The organism is Paenibacillus sp. EB106-04-04-XG159, from assembly GCF_058791835.1.
Window position 1 is genome coordinate 47,458 of record NZ_JBYTDY010000024.1, and the last position, 17,458, is coordinate 64,915.

A 17,458-nucleotide genomic window follows, 5' to 3' on the forward strand; every position below is an offset into this window, starting at 1 on the left:
ATGTTCCTAAATATATTATCCACGCTTCCAGCGCACACCTTGCGCGGTATCCTCAAGCACGATGCCTTTGGCTGTCAGTAGATCACGAATCTCATCGGCACGAGCCCAATTCTTTGCCTTGCGAGCATCGGTCCGCTCCTGAATCAATTGGTCGATCTCTTCATCAAGGAGCTCTGCTTCTTGCGGAAGGACGATGCCAAGCACATCATTCATCGCTTCAAAAACATCAAGCAACGCGATCAGGTCAGCAGCCTGCAGTTGATTGGATGCGCCATTGTGCTGCAGGTACACGTTAGCTTCTGTCGCCCACTCGAACATCGCCGTGATCGCATCCGCCGTATTAAAGTCATCCTGCATCTTCGCATCGAACAGTTCCATGATCGAAGCGAGCTTCGATTGAAGAGCTTCGGATGGTTCACCATGTGCTTCAGGCTGCATGAGTGCTTGTTCTGCATCAACACCAAGCGATGACAAACCGTAATTCACATTGTTCAACGCGTTGCGCAAGCGCTCCACCGAGTTCATCGCCTGCTGCATCGATTCAGCGCTGAAGTTCATGGAATTCCGATAATGTGTGGAAAGCATGAAATAACGGATCGCACTCGGGTCATACTGTTCGCGCAGGTCTTTCACAAGCACACCATTGCCGAGTGATTTTGACATTTTCTCATTGTTAATATTAATATACCCGTTATGCATCCAATAGTTTGCAAATGGTTTGCCTGTTACCGATTCAGACTGCGCTATCTCGCACTCATGGTGCGGGAAGGTCAGATCCTGACCGCCGCCGTGAATGTCGAGCGTGTCGCCAAGATATTTGCGCGCCATCGCGGAGCATTCAATATGCCAGCCCGGGCGGCCTTCGCCCCATGGACTCGGCCAAGCGATTTCACCTGGCTTCGCGGCTTTCCAGAGGACGAAGTCTTCTGCGGATTCCTTACGCGCATCCACTTCAATACGAATACCGAACTGCAGCTCTTCCAGATTCTGAAGGGACAGCTTGCCGTAATCCTCGAATTTGCCTGTACGGAAGAACACGTCTCCGCCTGACTCATAAGCAATATCCCGCTCCACGAGCGCAGCGATGAACTGGATGATCTCATCCATATTTTCCGTTACGCGCGGGTTAATCGTCGCACGGCGTACACCGAGACCGTCGCAGTCGGCGTAGTAAGCATCCACGAACATATCTGCAACTTCCGGCACCGTCACATTCATGTCACGCGCCTTATTGATCAATTTGTCATCCACATCGGTAAAGTTCATAATGTACTGAACATCATAGCCTGTCGCTTCCAGATAACGTCTAACTACATCAAAGAAGATCGCAGGACGCGCGTTACCTATATGCATATATCCATATACGGTCGGACCGCAAACATACATCTTAACTTCACCCGACTTTTGCGGGGTAAAGCCCTCTTTCTCACGAGTCATCGTGTTGTAAATATGAAGTGCCATACAGATAGTACCTCCTTATATATTTTACATATGTGTACTCTTATCATTTAAATAGGCTGAAACATCGCAGGGTGCGTAATTTCTTTAGCCTACTGGACAATTGTCCTTAGAAGCTTCGCCTTTCGGTTCAACCCGCTTCAACGAATCCACCTCAGAACGAAGCTGATTGAGCTCGCCTTGAAGCGATCGCAGCATATCAACGACTGGATCGGGAAGCTGAGCATGATTAAGGCGATCGACTCTGACACCGTCCTGCTTCACGATACGGCCCGGAATACCTACCACTGTACAGTTGGCAGGCACTTCACGCAGCACGACTGAATTGGCTCCAATGTTGGAGTTGTCCCCCACCTTAAAGGATCCCAGTATCTTCGCGCCGGAGGCAATGACGACATTGTTGCCGATCGTCGGATGGCGCTTCCCTTTCTCTTTGCCTGTTCCTCCAAGAGTTACACCTTGATAGATAACCACATCGTCTCCAATTTCACAGGTTTCACCAATCACGACACCCATGCCATGGTCAATGAACAACCGCTGACCGATCCTAGCGCCTGGATGAATCTCGATACCTGTGAAGAATCGACTGACTTGGGAGAGAGTGCGGGCCGCGGCATACCATTTTCGCTTGTAGAACCAGTGCGCGACTCGATGCCACCAGATCGCATGAAGCCCCGAATAGGTAAATACGACCTCAAACCGACTTCTCGCAGCGGGGTCATTTTCAAATACAGTACGAATATCGGATCGCATCTGTTGAAGTATACGTCCCATGAATTTGTCCCTCCCCGTAAACTCGGTTTCGCCCTGTTAACTCGACCGCGCGTCTATGTTCGCATGCCGCTTTGCCTCCGTAACACGGTTTCACCCCGTTATCCCGCTTCCGCATGCTCACTTCGCTCTCCCTAACGGGGTTATTCCCCGTTAACTCGACCGCCGGCCTACGTTCGCACGCCGCTTTGCCTCCGTAACACGGTTTCACCCCGTTATCGCACTTCCACATGCTCACTTCGCACTCCCTAACGGGGTTATTCCCCGTTAACTCGACCGCGCGTCTACGTTCGCATGCCCCTGCGATCCCGTAACACGGTTTCACCCCGTTATCGCACTTCCGCATGCTCACTTCGCACTCCCTAACGGGATTATTCCCCGTTAACTCGCGACAACTTTGCAGGCCCTTTCCGCAAAAAAGACGCCTCCGCAGCCTATGCTGCAGAGACGCCTTGCGCGGTCCCACTCTGCTTGAATAAGCTCACTATCGCAAGCCTAACGATCTGCAATCGTCTAGGTCTGCAATAGATGGTTCGCTTATCCCACTCTTAAGTCCTGTAACGGGGACGACTCGTCATCCCCTACCCGCTCCCCCAGTAACTCAGGGCAACGCTCAAGGATGATGCTTCCGGGTGCAGTGCGCTCCGCGGAGGAAGAAACGGCTCTCAGCCAGGGAAAGCCGATCTACTCGCTCTCCACTGCCGTTCTCTCTGGACTTCCTCCATTGCGGGACGCTCTCCCGTTCAACGCGCTTAACTATATAATCAACGCTGCTTGCTAATTGATTCCAGCCTTACCACTCACATGAACTCTGTGACCAGTATACTTTAAATTCCACATGGTTGACAATGGCGCTTCGCATACATCGCAAAGATAGCCAATCATTCGTAAGCTGTATGTCTATGCGCGCTCTTTCAAGCGCTTCAGTACAGTCTCGCGGCCAAGAAGCACGATTGTTTCATTCAGGTCGCGACCGTGCATCTGTCCGGATACAGCTACGCGAACCGGCATGAACAAGCCTTTGCCCTTCGCTCCTGTTTCCTTCTGCACTTCCTTCAATGCCGCCTTCATCGTATCCGCATCCCATGCCGATGCCGCTTCCAGCTTCGCATGCAAGGCAGCAAGCACTTGCGGCACTTGCGGTTCCGCCATCACTGCCGCAGCTTCCTCATCCAGATCCAGCTCGTCGCGGAAGAACAGATCCGACAGCTCGACGATATCAGACGCGCAGTTCATCTGCTCCTGATACAGCTTCACGAGCGCTTTAGCCCAAGCATCTTGCTCTGGCGTCAACGTCTCCGGCAAGCGGCCAGCCTTCTGCAGATGCGGAATCGCCATTGCAGCGATGCGATCAGGGTCACTCTTCTTCATGTATAAGTTATTCAGATGAGTCAGCTTATTCGTGTCAAACACCGCGGGACTCTTCGAAAGGCGATTCGCATCGAATATCTTGATCAGTTCTTCGGGCGAGAACATCTCTTCTTCACCTTCAGGCGACCAACCAAGCAGTGCAATGAAGTTGCACATCGCTTCCGGCAGATAGCCAAGCTGATCGTACTGCTCGATGAATTGAATGATCGATTCATCGCGCTTGCTCAGCTTCTTGCGAGTCTCATTCACGATAAGCGTCATATGACCGAATATCGGCGGCTCCCAGCCGAATGCTTCATAGATCATCAGCTGACGCAGCGTGTTCGTGATATGGTCCTCTCCGCGCAGTACATGCGACATCTTCATCAGGTAGTCATCAATGACAACCGCAAAGTTATACGTTGCGATGCCGTCCTTCTTGATGATGACCCAGTCTCCAGTTGTATCGGATTCAAAGGTAATGTCACCTTTGACCATGTCATTGAACGTGTACGAGCGTCCTTCCGGCACAACAAAACGAATGCTCGATTGACGACCTTCCGCTTCCTTAGCGGCCTGCTGCTCAGGCGTCAGATGACGGCAAGTGCCTGAATACTTAGGCGTTTCGCCGCGATCCACCTGAGCTTCGCGTTCTTTCGCTAGCTCTTCTTCCGTACAATAGCAGCGGTAAGCCAGTCCGCGATCCATCAGATCCTGCGCATGCTGCATGTAAATATCCAGACGCTCCGTCTGACGATATGGGCCATACTCGCCGCCCACATCGATACTTTCATCCCAATCTATGCCAAGCCATTTCATATACTTGAACTGGCTCTCTTCTCCGCCTGCCACATTGCGCTTTACGTCCGTATCTTCAATGCGAACGATGAACTTTCCACCGTGGTGTCTTGCAAACAAATAATTGAACAGCGCAGTACGCGCGTTTCCGATATGTAAATGTCCTGTTGGACTTGGCGCATACCGTACTCGGACTTCTTTACTCATGGTTACATCCCCTCTGTACTATGCTAAAATCCCAGCATCAGCAGCCTCATCTGCCAGCCTTATTCATCCCATAATCATATCATATCGCGAATTAAGCAGACAACAGCTTGTGCCGCAATACCTTCGCCTCTTCCTGTGAAGCCGAGCTTCTCCGTCGTCGTCGCTTTAACATTCACCTGCGAGACGTCCGCCTCCAGCACACGAGCAATTACTTCCATCATCGCTGGAATATACGGCAGCATCTTCGGCTGCTGCGCAATGATCGTGCAATCCACATTGCCGAGCTTGTAGCCGCGTTCCTTCGCAAGCGCCCACACATGCTCCATCAGCTTCACGCTGTCCGCATCTTTGAACTCCGGATCTGTATCAGGAAAATGCTTGCCGATATCCCCCAAGCCTAGAGCTCCCAATACGGCGTCGCTAACCGTATGCAGCAATACGTCCGCATCGGAGTGACCAAGCAATCCTTTCTCATACGGAATCGTAACGCCGCCGATGATACATGGCCTTCCTTCCACCAGTTGATGCACATCAAAGCCTGTCCCCACTCGAATCATATTATAAGTCCTCCCCAATATTAGGATATCCTATTATTCATCTTCATTCTGGCGTGTTAGCCACCAATCCGCCCAGAGCAGATCCTCCGGCGTGGTCAGCTTAATATTCGTATAGCTTCCTTCTACGATATGAACTTCAATTCCGATGCGTTCAACGAGCATCGCGTCATCCGTGCCGAGCCATCCCGCTTCACGAGCCGCATGATGCGCTCTCATCACGTCATCAAGACGAAAAGCCTGTGGGGTCTGAATCGCCCACAGACTGCTTCGATCCGGCGTCGCTACAATGACGCCGTCTGCATTCACTTGCTTAATCGTATCCTTAACCGGCACAGCAAGCACGGCTGCTCGATGCTGTACGGCTGCTTCGCAGCAGGCAAGCACGTCGGTCTCCGTCACGAAAGGACGGACACCGTCATGTATAAGCACAACCTCGACACCCCGCTTCTGTGCCGCTGTTAATCCTTCATATACTGAATCCTGGCGCTCTTTGCCGCCAGCCACAATATCGCGCACCTTCGTCAGGCCGTATTGCTCTGCCCATGACTCGCAGCGCGCTGCATCGTTCGACGATGTCACGAGTACAATCGTCTCACATTGCTCCATTCGCTCGAATCGTTCCAGTGTATGTACCAGTACAGGCTTGTCCTGCAGCAGCAGAAACTGTTTGCTCTCCGGCGTGCCCATGCGCGTGCCTTTCCCAGCCGCTACAACGACAACCCCGAAACGTTGATTCATGCTCTTTCCCCCAGTTTCCCCAGTTAGTAATATGTGACCTAAGGCGACTGGTATAAGAACCTGATAACGCTCCCTGTTGGTCATATCACCATCATACCTGTTTATTGGGCTTTTTCCAACAGTTTCGGCTTCGCAAATATCATTCGACCCGCAGAAGTCTGCAGTACGCTCGTTACAAGCACTTCCATCGTGGTGCCGATATAATCACGGCCGCCTTCAACGACAATCATCGTTCCGTCATCTAGATAAGCAACACCTTGTCCGTGTTCTTTACCGTCCTTAATGACCTGAACAACGATCTCTTCACCTGGAAGCACAACCGGCTTAACCGCATTAGCCAAGTCGTTGATGTTCAGAACTGACACACCTTGAAGCTCACATACCTTGTTCAGGTTGAAGTCATTCGTCACGACTTTACCCTTCAGCACCTTAGCCAGCTTCACCAGCTTGCTGTCAACTTCCGATATCTCTTCGAAATCGCCTTCGTAGATCAATACCTTGACCTCAAGCTCTTTCTGAATCTTGTTCAGAATGTCGAGCCCGCGTCTTCCTCGGTTGCGCTTCAGAAGATCCGGCGAATCTGCAATATGCTGCAATTCCTCCAGCACGAATTCCGGTATAACAATCGTACCTTCTATAAAGCCAGTTTTACAGATATCCGCAATCCGGCCATCAATGATGACGCTTGTATCCAATATTTTATGTTCCTCAAACCGGTATTCGGATACTTCTTCAGGTAATGGAGTGCGCAGTGACTGAACCCATGGGGCAACATCATCCAACTTCCATCGTGACATCTGTAATCCGGTAACCCCGCATCCGATCGTGATGAGTACCGCAATTACATTTCCAACCACTCCAAAATGACCCAATAATGGCACAAGCAGTGCCGCAAAGCAGAGTCCAATTAAAAGTCCGCACGTATAAATCATTAACTGGTTCATAGACATCTCAGCTACTTGATCGCGAAATGCTTCCCACAATCTTTGCATCGGCACCATTAAAGTCTGACATAGAATCATGCCGAGAATGCCTCCGCCTATAGCCCACCATACGAGTCCGGACGACCAACTATCTACTGCTCCAGACCAATTAAGTGAACTTGCGATTATATTCTTATGCATTTCCATGCCCAACCAAGCGCCAATGACCCCAGATATTGCCATTGTCGTACGTTTTAACATGAATCTCCACCTCCTCCATTTTTATAATCACATCCTTACAATTATGACCAACTGAATGGAGTCCTAATCCGTTTCTGTAGATAAATTCCAAATTGATCTTGTTGATAAATGGTAATTATTAGTTTTATAATGAGATTAGTAGCACATAATTCACGATGCCCATGACCCTTAAGTGCGCCTTTCCATAAGCCGCACCATTACATGAATAGAGGTGGAATTGAAATGAGTACTCCTAATTTGCAAATGTTTCAAGAACAAGTCGCTGACTTACTGCTTCGCCATCGGAGTTTATTAGACGTACTGTCCAAGTATGGGCAATCAGACGCTTCCGTGAATCGCGCGGTGACAAAGGCTATAACGGAATGCGGATGCTTGGAGGTTCACGCGAAGCGACAACCATATAAAGAGGAGATGGATATTCAAGAAGCGAAGCATAGCATGGAGAGTCATGTTCAAGGACATCTGTGTGAGAACTGCAAAGATGTGATTCGAACTGAGCTGGGGAAACATATATTCTACATGTCGGCATTGTGCAATCTGCTGGATATTAACCTCGATGAAGTCGTGGAGCAGGAATCCAGCAAGTGCTCTACACTGGGGATCTTCAACTTGTCATAATCATGCGGTTTGGCAATACACAAATAGGGCTGCGTCCTCGAACGAGGATACAGCCCTATTTCAACTTCTAGGAAGAATGCTTAGATACTAGGTCTTCGGAGTCCTTGCGGGACTTTCGACGACGTCGGTTGAGCATTCTAACGTTTTTTTTTAAACCGAGCAGCGCGTATAATACGAGCGGCACAAATATCAGTTTAGGGGTCTGTTCCGGCTTCCACAGCGCAATAGCAACTGCGAACGCGATCACAAATGGAGTAATCCAGATCGCCTTCTTCGGAATACCGACCTTCTTGAAGTTCGGATAACGAACCGTGCTGACCATCAGATACGATACAAGCAGCATAGCCACAATGAGATATGGAGCCGCAATATCATCGCTGAACAGCGCTAGTGTACATACGACACCGCCTGCTGCCGGGATGGGAAGGCCAACGAAATAGCCGGGGACGCCATCAATAACATTAAAGCGGGCAAGTCGCAATGCGCCGCATATCGGGAATATGGCAGTCACGATCCACGCCAATGCCGGCGGGTTCACTTCACTAAGCGCTGTCACATACATGATAAATGCTGGTGCGACCCCGAAAGAAATAACATCGGATAATGAATCCAATTCCTTTCCGAACTCGCTTTGCGCATTCAGTGCTCGAGCCACTCGGCCGTCAAGACCGTCCAACAGCATCGCGATAATGACCATTAGCGCTGCCAAGTTATAATCATCATGAAACGCAAGCATAATGGCAATGATTCCGAGAAACAAGTTACCGATCGTAAACAAGCTCGGAATTGACTTTGTAATCATAGGTTCACCTCTGGATTTACTATGCCCAACGTCTGTAATTTCATATGTGGTAAATAAGATCTAAGATTAAATCTGTCTGTCAATAAATACCTGTTCTTGGATTCGCTTCAGACCTTCCTTGATGGTGCGGGCACGCACTTCACCAATTCCGTCAACTTCGTCCAGCTCTTCGATCGTCGCCATCATCACTTGAGGCAGCGAACCAAAGTTGTCGACCAGATTCTGAATGACGACGTTCGGCAAACGCGGGATCTTGCTCAAGACACGATATCCTCGCGGTAAGATAGGCTCATCTTGAGTAGCCTGCGTAGCCGGGTATCCAAGCATACGAACCAGATGATGGGCGTCAAGCAGTTCATCTTGCGTACATTTCTTCAACTGTACAAGAATGTCGCGAATCTTCTCATCGCTATTCTCACGAGCATAGTCCTTCAGCAGCAGCCATGCATCGTCTTCCGTGTTGCTCACAAGCTCTTCCAGCTGCATGCTGATCAATCTGCCTTCGGTTCCAAGTTCGTTGATGTAACGCTTGATCTCCATCTTAATACGTAACACCATCTCAATGCGTTGCATAACATTGACAACATCATACAATGTTACCAACTCTTCGAACTCCGAGGCGGTTAAATTGGTCAAGCCTTGAACAAGAACAACTTTATATTTTTCCAATGTCTGAATCGCTTGGTTCGCCTTCGTCAGAATGACGCCAATTTCTTTAAGCGAATAGCGCAGGCTTCCTTGGTATAGCGTGATGACATTCCGCCTCTGGGATATCGACACGACGAGCTTGCCTGTCTGCTTCGCCACACGCTCCGCAGTACGGTGTCTAATTCCCGTTTCAATCGACGGTATGGAGGAGTCAGGAATGAGCTGAGTGTTCGCATACAAAATACGTTTCATATCCTCACTCAATATGATGGCACCGTCCATCTTAGCAAGCTCATATAAGTAACTCGGTGTAAAATCACAGTTAATGGAGAAGCCTCCGTCTACAACTTCCATTACTTCAGGGCTGTATCCCAGAACAATCAGCGCTCCCGTCTTCGCGCGCAATACGTTCTCCAGTCCTTCGCGAATCGGTGTACCCGGCGCAACAAGCTTGAGTAAGTCGTTGATGATATCTATTTTATTCTGCGTCTCTTTCATTCTCTATATATGCCCCCTAACTTAACGCCGCAGTCAATGCTTCTGCAACGGTATTCACTCCGATGATCTCAATATTCTTAGGCTGTGTCCAACCACGTAAGCTATTCTCAGGCATAATAATTCGCTTAAAGCCGAGCTTCTCTGCTTCCTTCACTCGTTGTTCCGCTCGTGAAACAGCACGAACTTCACCAGTCAACCCAACTTCGCCAATAACGACATCAAACGGTTGGGTCGGCGTATCACGAAAGCTTGAGGCAATCGCGACAGCTATTGCTAGATCCACAGCAGGTTCATCTAATCGGATACCGCCTGCTACGTTCACGTACGCATCTTGATTCTGAAGGAACATCCCCATCCGTTTCTCCAACACAGCGATAATAAGCGCCAGTCGATGATGGTCGATTCCAGTCGCCATTCGACGCGGTGATGGAAAGTTCGTCGCTGCAACCAAGGCTTGCATCTCAACGAGTACTGGACGAGTTCCTTCCATACTTGCTACAACGATAGAACCGGAAACACCAAGCGGCCGTTCTTGCAGAAACAGCTCTGAAGGATTCTTAACCTCAACAAGCCCGCCTTCGGTCATGTCGAATATCCCCATTTCGTTCGTAGAACCAAAACGGTTCTTCACAGCGCGCAGAATCCGATACGAATGATGTCTTTCACCCTCAAAATAAAGTACGCAATCCACCATATGCTCCAACAGGCGCGGTCCTGCAATCGCGCCTTCTTTGGTCACATGACCCACTAGAACGGTAGCAATGCCCCTGCCTTTGGCTATTCGCATAAATGCGCTCGTACATTCCCGAACCTGCGCAACACTTCCTGGCGCGGATTCTACTGAAGGCTGGTAAACCGTTTGAATCGAGTCAATGATCAGGAAATCCGGCTTCATCGCATCGATTGCTTCTTCAATATATTGCAAGTTCGTTTCACTTAATACGAATAATCGTTCCGACAAGGATCCCAGCCGATCCGCTCGAAGCTTGGTTTGACGCATGGATTCCTCGCCAGATACATACAATACCTTCAAGCCGCTGCCAGCGACCGCATTCGATGTTTGAAGCAGCAGCGTGGACTTACCGATCCCAGGGTCACCGCCGACCAGAATGAGCGAGCCCGGTACGATTCCGCCGCCCAATACTCGATCCAATTCGGATATCGTGGTACTGACGCGCGGTTCACGACCACTTTCTATATGTATGATGGGTTGTGGCTTTTCTTTCGTCTGGGTGAGGGTTGAGTGTACGCCGGAGGTCTTAACGACGGTTTCGCGCTCTTCCACCATCGAATTCCATTCATTGCATCCCGGGCACTTGCCCATCCATTTGGGGGATTCATATCCACATTCTGCACAATAAAACTTGGTCTTGACCTTGGCCATGACAGCCAACAACTCCTGTCTAAAAGCTCAATAATTTCAAGTTTACCACTTTTAAAGAGTGGAGGAAAGAAGTGAGACAAAAAAACGGGTCCAAAGGACCCGTTTTTCGCTACTTAATATAAGGAATTGACCGTTTTTCGTGAATTATCACCGTATTTGAGCTCTTATGTTGTAACTTCAGGCTTAACTTCATTGTTGAGGACGACCAGCTGTCCTTCCTGCTCATCAATCGTTACCGAATCTCCCTTAGTAATAGTGCCTCTCAGGAGCTCTTCGGACAATCGATCCTCGATGTGCTTCTGGATCGCACGACGAAGTGGACGAGCGCCATAAGCCGGATCATAGCCTTCCTTAGCCAAGAAGACCTTCGCTTTATCTGTGAGCGCAAAGTTGATATTCTGTTCGTTCAGACGCTTCTTCAGATCGTCTGCCATCAAGCTGACAATCTCACCGATATGCTTCTCATCGAGAGAGTGGAATACGATAATCTCGTCAATTCGGTTCAAGAACTCAGGGCGGAAGCTCTTCTTCAGTTCACCCATGACTTTATCCTTCATGTTGTTATAATCGCGACCGGAATCCTCCGATGCCGTGAAACCAAGTGTCGTATTGCGTTTAATGGCTTCAGCGCCGACGTTAGAAGTCAAAATGATCAACGTGTTGCGGAAGTCTACAATTCGTCCCTTGGAATCCGTCAAGCGTCCGTCTTCCAGCACTTGAAGCAGGATGTTGAATACTTCAGGGTGAGCCTTCTCAATCTCATCCAACAGTACGACGGAATAAGGCTTGCGGCGTACTTTCTCGGTCAATTGTCCGCCCTCTTCATAGCCGACATATCCTGGAGGAGCCCCCACTAGACGCGAAGTGGAGTGCTTCTCCATATATTCAGACATATCGATGCGGATTACGGCGTTCTCATCACCGAACATCGACTCGGCTAGCGCTCTAGCCAGCTCTGTCTTACCAACACCAGTAGGTCCAAGGAAGATGAAGGATCCCATCGGACGCTTCGGATCCTTCAGACCCGCGCGTGCGCGACGGATTGCGCGGCTGACTGCTTTAACAGCCTCGTCCTGACCAATTACGCGCTTATGCAGAATATCTTCCATCTTCAGCAAGCGTTCCGTTTCTTCTTCCTTCAGCTTAATAACCGGGATTCCCGTCCAGTTCGCTACGATCTGAGCGATGTCCTCGGTTGTCACCTCGGAGTCCATGCGACCTTGCTTCTCTTTCCATTGGTTGCGCACAGTTTCAAGCTCTTCGCGCATCTTCTGCTCCGTATCACGCAGAGCAGCAGCTTTCTCGAACTCTTGGCTTTGTACGGCAGCATCCTTCTCCTTGCGGATATCCTCTAGTCGCTGCTCAAGCTCCTTCAGATTCGGCGGTACCGTATATGAATTCAAGCGAACCTTCGAACCGGCCTCATCGATCAGGTCGATCGCTTTATCCGGCAGGAAGCGGTCTGTGATATATCGATCAGACAGCTTAACCGCATGCTCAATCGCTTCATCCGAGATCTTCACACGGTGATGCGCCTCGTAACGATCACGCAATCCCTTTAGAATCTGGATCGCTTCTTCCGGAGTAGGCTGATCAACCGTGATCGGCTGGAAACGACGCTCCAATGCAGCATCCTTCTCGATGTATTTGCGGTATTCGTCCAGTGTCGTCGCACCGATACATTGCAGTTCGCCGCGAGCAAGGGACGGCTTCAAGATGTTAGACGCATCAATCGCGCCTTCTGCGCCGCCCGCACCGATCAACGTATGCAGCTCATCGATGAACAATATAATATTTCCTGCTTGACGAATCTCATCCATAATCTTCTTCAAGCGATCTTCGAATTCACCACGATATTTCGTTCCGGCTACGACAGATCCCATATCCAGCGTCATTACACGCTTATCACGCAATGTTTCGGGAATCTCATTCTGAATGATCTTCTGCGCCAGACCTTCTGCGATCGCGGTCTTACCGACCCCAGGCTCGCCGATCAATACAGGATTGTTCTTCGTACGGCGGCTAAGCACTTGAATCACGCGTTCAATCTCCTTGCCGCGGCCGATAACCGGATCAAGGTTGCCTTCCTTCGCGATCGCCGTCAAGTCGCGCGCTAAGCCGTCCAGCGTAGGCGTGCTTACATTTTGCGGCGTGCCATGATGGCTGGACACCGCTTCGCTGCTGCCGAGAAGCTGGAGCACTTGCTGGCGCGCTTTGTTCAAGCTGATGCCTAAGTTGTTAAGCACGCGTGCGGCCACGCCTTCACCTTCACGGATTAGGCCAAGCAGGATATGCTCTGTACCGACATAAGTATGGCCGAGCTTGCGCGCTTCATCCATCGACAGCTCGATGACTTTCTTCGCGCGCGGCGTATAGGCAATATTCGTTGGCTGCTCTTGACCGCGGCCGATGAGCGATTCCACTTCGTCCTGAATTTTATCGAGACTCAAACCTAGAGCGACCAGCGCTTTCGCGGCAATTCCTTCACCTTCACGAATCAAGCCGAGCAATATATGCTCCGTACCGATATTGTTGTGCCCCAAGCGGACTGCTTCCTCCTGAGCCAGCGCCAGTACTTTCTGAGCTCGTTCTGTAAATCTACCAAACATCATCCACTTGCACCTCCATATAAATAAATAATTAATCTTTCAATAAGAACAAACTTTAGTTATCGTTAAAAATCATATTTCAACCATTCTGACGTTCCTTGCTCAGCATCTCACGAACGAGACGAGCACGGTAAATATCGCGTTCTTCCGCATTCAAAGCTCTGTTATAAATATGCTGCAGGAAGCCAGGCTGGCTCATTACCATTAATTCATTCAACATTGTAGGGGATACTTCCTTCAATATCTGAAGATCTGATCCCAAGCGAATATCGGACAAGCGCTGCGCGGCTTCCTTAGACTCCATAATTGCCGCATGCTTCAAAATACCGTATGAGCGGCACACCTTATCCGTGATTCGCGTGATACTGTCTTGACGAAGCTGTTCTCTGGCATTGCGTTCATGCTCAATAATCTGCTTCACGACTCCATACAGATTATCGATAATTTCCTGCTCCGTTTGACCAAGCGTGATCTGATTCGATATCTGAAACAAGTTGCCGATCGCTTCACTGCCTTCACCATACAAGCCGCGAACCGTAAGTCCGACTTGAGATACAGCCTGCAAGATCCGGTTAATCTGCTTCGAAAGCACAAGTGCGGGCAGATGCATCATAACGGAAGCGCGAATACCGGTGCCCACATTCGTTGGACAACTAGTCAGATAACCATGCTTCTCATCAAAGGCATATTCCACCTGCTGTTCAAATATATCATCAATCACATTGGCTGCTTCCCATGCTTCTACAATCTGAAGTCCTGGGTACAAGCATTGAATGCGAAGATGATCCTCTTCATTGATCATGATGCTGACAGATTCATCATCCTTAAGGATCAGTCCGCCGTTGCGCGACTCACTCGCCAAGTTCGGGCTAATCAGATGCTTCTCAACCAGCACCTGCTTCTCCATATCATTTAAGTCAGACAACCTCATCATCTGAAAATGTCCCAGCGCTTTAAACTCAGGAGTCTCTCCCACCTTCGTTAATAGCATTAACGAATCCTGAGACTGCTGATTAGTCGCTAACAGTGGAAATGGCAGCCCATGTATGTTGCGAGCGATGCGGATACGGCTGCTAATGACGATGTCACTATCTGGTCCTGTTCCGCGCATCCAATCGCTTATCGGCTGTTCCATAAAAGAATATGTGGTCATTCGCTACCTCCTCCTTTAATGAAACGGAGTTCTGTCTTGTACGATGAAGTCCATGTATAATCTGCTGAAACAAAGAGAAGAGAATAGCAAGTTCAAGTTGTACTTTAATGACTATTCAGACCATCATTCATTGGATGCCTGTGTATCTGTAGAGCACAACCCTTGCTCCAAATCGCGAATCCGGTCTCTCAATTCCGCTGCCTTCTCAAACTGTTCATGTCGGATGCTTTCATGAAGCTCATGACGAAGCTCTTCCAACTCACGCTTCTGTTTCATCAACCCGCCGCTGCGTCTTGGTATCTTCCCGACATGTCTTATGTTCCCGTGAACTCGCTTTAGTAAAGGATCCAAGCGTTCACCAAATGATACATAACAATGGTCGCATCCGAAGCGTCCCATCTTACTAAATTGTGAGTACGATATCCCGCAGTTATCACAGCGAGCCGTCTGCGCCTTGGCAAGCGGTTGTCCAGCTGTATTCGACTGTGAAGCTCCACCTGTTAAATCAAAATCAAGCAAGCCAGACAACAGATTATGAATGGAGAATCCGTTAGGCGCGCCTGGGATAAGTTCGCCTTTCTCACGAGCACAGCTCTCACATATGTGAATCTCCGTCTTCTGACCGTTAATAATCTTCGTAAAATGCAATGTAGCCGGCTTCTGACCGCATTGTTGACACAACATCTAATCGTTCCTCCTCCTGATCCAGCGTAATGAACGCTTTGTTGTTCAAGCTCTGTGAACGCTTGTGTCCGTTACTGACTCTTCAACCTGATGCCATCCTTGCGCGCAGCTATAATTTGGATTGACCCAGCAAGGTCAGCAGCATCGCTCTTAGCAATCGAGCGCGTATCTCATCTCGATAAGGAAGCTTCAAGGCAAGGGTATCGCGAGACATAGCTGCACGAAGCAGATTAGCCTCTCGATAGGTGATGACCTCAGCATCTTCCAAACGATATATGAGTCCCTCCGCCGACTCCTGACTTATACAGTTGCCAATGGTATCGCACACATGGGTCTGAATCGCTTGCTGAGCTGGAAGGGATATTCGCTGAATACGAACATAACCGCCGCCGCCTCGCTTACTCTCAACCAAGTAGCCCTTTTCAAGGGTAAAGCGTGTATTAATCACGTAATTGATCTGTGAAGGTACGCATGAGAATTGCAGCGCAAGATCGTTTCGTTGAATCTCAACTGCACCCTCTTGACTATCCATAAGCAACAGCTTTAGATGCTGCTCAATGAGATCGGAGATGTTTCGCATGTTCACTCTCCTTCCCGTCTATGTTACTCACATCATGTCCCGCTGAAGAGAGATATACCTATATAAGGTTTAACCATCTTATTGATTGGTTATTCGATTAAGGTCAGTATTCGTTGACTTTGACTTTCTTTGACCTTGACTATATTATATGCCATTTCATTATATTTGACAATATTATTTATGAAGTGTATCTGGGTGGGTCAGCGTGCGGTCCAAGCAGAACATCTAAAAAATGTCCAGATGCAACACGTGACTCCACTGCATATTAACTCATACACGGATAGCTTGGCTAAGATGCAGCCAGTGCACATAGTTCGACCAATGATGGTAACACGGTATTTCCCTGTTACAGGGTGTCCGGCACTGCAGGATTCAGATATAACAGGGTAAAACCCTCTTACATAAGTAATCTCAAGTGGAAAATGGGATTAGCGTGTGAGATAACTGGGTTTATCCCGGTTAGAGCGAGCGGCATACCACTGGTTTACTAAGATAACGGGGAAATTACCTCTTACGGAGTAACTAAGGCGATCCCTCAGGATTAAATGAGTGAGGTGATGCTGCTGGAGTACTTGGGTTAGAGCTCGGTATACGATGCGATATCTGTCGGAAGGTCACAAGGGAGCGCAGGAATATTCTTAAATTTCTAGTATATTCGTCATTTGGTCGTATACAGCAAGCGGGGAGATTCAACTGTCATATGCTAATCCACGTCAAATTATAAACACACTTATGCACAGATGCCTTAAATATAGCTCTGAAATTTCTTTTGGGCCGTTTGGAAAATGTGAACAATCGAGGACATTTCCACAAATGGTGGATAAAAAGTGGACATGTGAGTGGATATGTTACTAAGTTTCAATGGATATATAGATAAATAGGAGGATCTATACTGTTAAGAAAGTTATGCACATGTGGAAAGATTGCGAAAAATAGCGAATTGTTCCTCACTATGTGAATAGTTATGGGATGATTGGAGATCAACATCAGCCTGTTGCGCTCGACGCTGAACTGCTTTCGTAGAACACCTTTATCTTGTTTGACCAAGCCTTCTTCTTATGTCGTGTGCTTGTTGTTGAATTAACTGTATTTTGTGCAGCTAGCATGTAGTTGCTGTATGTCGACCGAGTGCTAACTGCATAATGTACATCTATTTTCGCTGCACGAGAACTCATTGTCCAATTCTGACTGAAATAAATGCACGAAATGCAGTTAATTTGTGTTTTAGGACCGTCATCCGTGCAATTAGATGCACAAAATGCATCTAACCCGTGTGGTGCAGGCATTGCACATACAGGTATCCACCTATGTGGATTCGACCTCATGAAAGCCTTACATCAATCCTGCCACATAGAAAAAGCCCGCTGTCGATTCGAGATCAACAGCGGGCTTTAGTTAGCTTGGCGACGTCCTACTCTC

14 protein-coding genes are annotated in these 17,458 nt (G+C 48.8%); 1 reads left to right on the plus strand and 13 read right to left on the minus strand.

Annotation, left to right across the window (positions count from 1 at the left end):
• Positions 1-15 precede the first annotated feature (15 nt).
• From cysS to AC3WTP_RS21470, 6 genes are all read right to left on the minus strand, one after another.
• A complete protein-coding gene (gene cysS / locus AC3WTP_RS21445; protein ID WP_492396662.1) occupies positions 16-1,461 on the minus strand; it encodes a cysteine--tRNA ligase in 1,446 nt (481 codons plus the stop codon).
• An 84-nt stretch (positions 1,462-1,545) separates the two neighbouring features.
• On the minus strand, positions 1,546-2,232 hold the full coding sequence (gene cysE / locus AC3WTP_RS21450; RefSeq protein ID WP_492396663.1) for a serine O-acetyltransferase: 687 nt from the start codon (positions 2,230-2,232) through the stop codon (positions 1,546-1,548).
• Positions 2,233-3,129: 897 nt separating this feature from the next.
• A complete protein-coding gene (gene gltX / locus AC3WTP_RS21455; protein ID WP_492396664.1) occupies positions 3,130-4,584 on the minus strand; it encodes a glutamate--tRNA ligase in 1,455 nt (484 codons plus the stop codon).
• A gap of 74 nt (positions 4,585-4,658) precedes the next feature.
• On the minus strand, positions 4,659-5,141 hold the full coding sequence (gene ispF, locus AC3WTP_RS21460) for a 2-C-methyl-D-erythritol 2,4-cyclodiphosphate synthase (protein WP_492396665.1): 483 nt from the start codon (positions 5,139-5,141) through the stop codon (positions 4,659-4,661).
• Positions 5,142-5,174: 33 nt separating this feature from the next.
• A complete protein-coding gene (ispD, locus tag AC3WTP_RS21465; protein WP_492396666.1) occupies positions 5,175-5,879 on the minus strand; it encodes a 2-C-methyl-D-erythritol 4-phosphate cytidylyltransferase in 705 nt (234 codons plus the stop codon).
• Between the two features lie 101 nt (positions 5,880-5,980).
• Complete coding sequence (locus tag AC3WTP_RS21470; RefSeq protein ID WP_492396667.1) at positions 5,981-7,063, minus strand: PIN/TRAM domain-containing protein; 1,083 nt, start codon at positions 7,061-7,063, stop codon at positions 5,981-5,983.
• 222 nt (positions 7,064-7,285) lie between these two features.
• Between AC3WTP_RS21470 and AC3WTP_RS21475 the strand changes: the two genes are divergently transcribed.
• The gene (locus AC3WTP_RS21475) at positions 7,286-7,681 is read left to right on the plus strand and encodes a nucleoside triphosphate pyrophosphohydrolase family protein (RefSeq protein WP_492396668.1); all 396 of its coding nucleotides are present in this window, start codon (positions 7,286-7,288) and stop codon (positions 7,679-7,681) included.
• 67 nt (positions 7,682-7,748) lie between these two features.
• On the opposite strand, the gene pssA is transcribed toward AC3WTP_RS21475, so the two are convergent.
• The 7 genes from pssA to AC3WTP_RS21510 all read right to left on the minus strand — a co-directional run bounded on the left by pssA (position 7,749) and on the right by AC3WTP_RS21510 (position 16,039).
• Positions 7,749-8,483: a CDP-diacylglycerol--serine O-phosphatidyltransferase gene (gene pssA / locus AC3WTP_RS21480; protein ID WP_492396669.1), complete on the minus strand. Its 735-nt coding sequence runs from the start codon at positions 8,481-8,483 to the stop codon at positions 7,749-7,751.
• Positions 8,484-8,549: 66 nt separating this feature from the next.
• Positions 8,550-9,629 (minus strand): DNA integrity scanning diadenylate cyclase DisA, encoded by a 1,080-nt coding sequence (disA, locus tag AC3WTP_RS21485; RefSeq protein ID WP_492396670.1) that lies wholly within the window; start codon positions 9,627-9,629, stop codon positions 8,550-8,552.
• A 16-nt stretch (positions 9,630-9,645) separates the two neighbouring features.
• Positions 9,646-11,013: a DNA repair protein RadA gene (gene radA / locus AC3WTP_RS21490; RefSeq protein ID WP_492396671.1), complete on the minus strand. Its 1,368-nt coding sequence runs from the start codon at positions 11,011-11,013 to the stop codon at positions 9,646-9,648.
• 164 nt (positions 11,014-11,177) lie between these two features.
• A complete protein-coding gene (gene clpC / locus AC3WTP_RS21495) occupies positions 11,178-13,625 on the minus strand; it encodes an ATP-dependent protease ATP-binding subunit ClpC (RefSeq protein WP_492396672.1) in 2,448 nt (815 codons plus the stop codon).
• A gap of 76 nt (positions 13,626-13,701) precedes the next feature.
• On the minus strand, positions 13,702-14,775 hold the full coding sequence (gene mcsB / locus AC3WTP_RS21500; protein ID WP_492396673.1) for a protein-arginine kinase McsB: 1,074 nt from the start codon (positions 14,773-14,775) through the stop codon (positions 13,702-13,704).
• Positions 14,776-14,898: 123 nt separating this feature from the next.
• Complete coding sequence (gene mcsA, locus AC3WTP_RS21505; RefSeq protein WP_492396674.1) at positions 14,899-15,459, minus strand: protein-arginine kinase activator protein McsA; 561 nt, start codon at positions 15,457-15,459, stop codon at positions 14,899-14,901.
• Positions 15,460-15,568: 109 nt separating this feature from the next.
• On the minus strand, positions 15,569-16,039 hold the full coding sequence (locus tag AC3WTP_RS21510; RefSeq protein WP_492396675.1) for a CtsR family transcriptional regulator: 471 nt from the start codon (positions 16,037-16,039) through the stop codon (positions 15,569-15,571).
• Positions 16,040-17,458 lie beyond the last annotated feature (1,419 nt).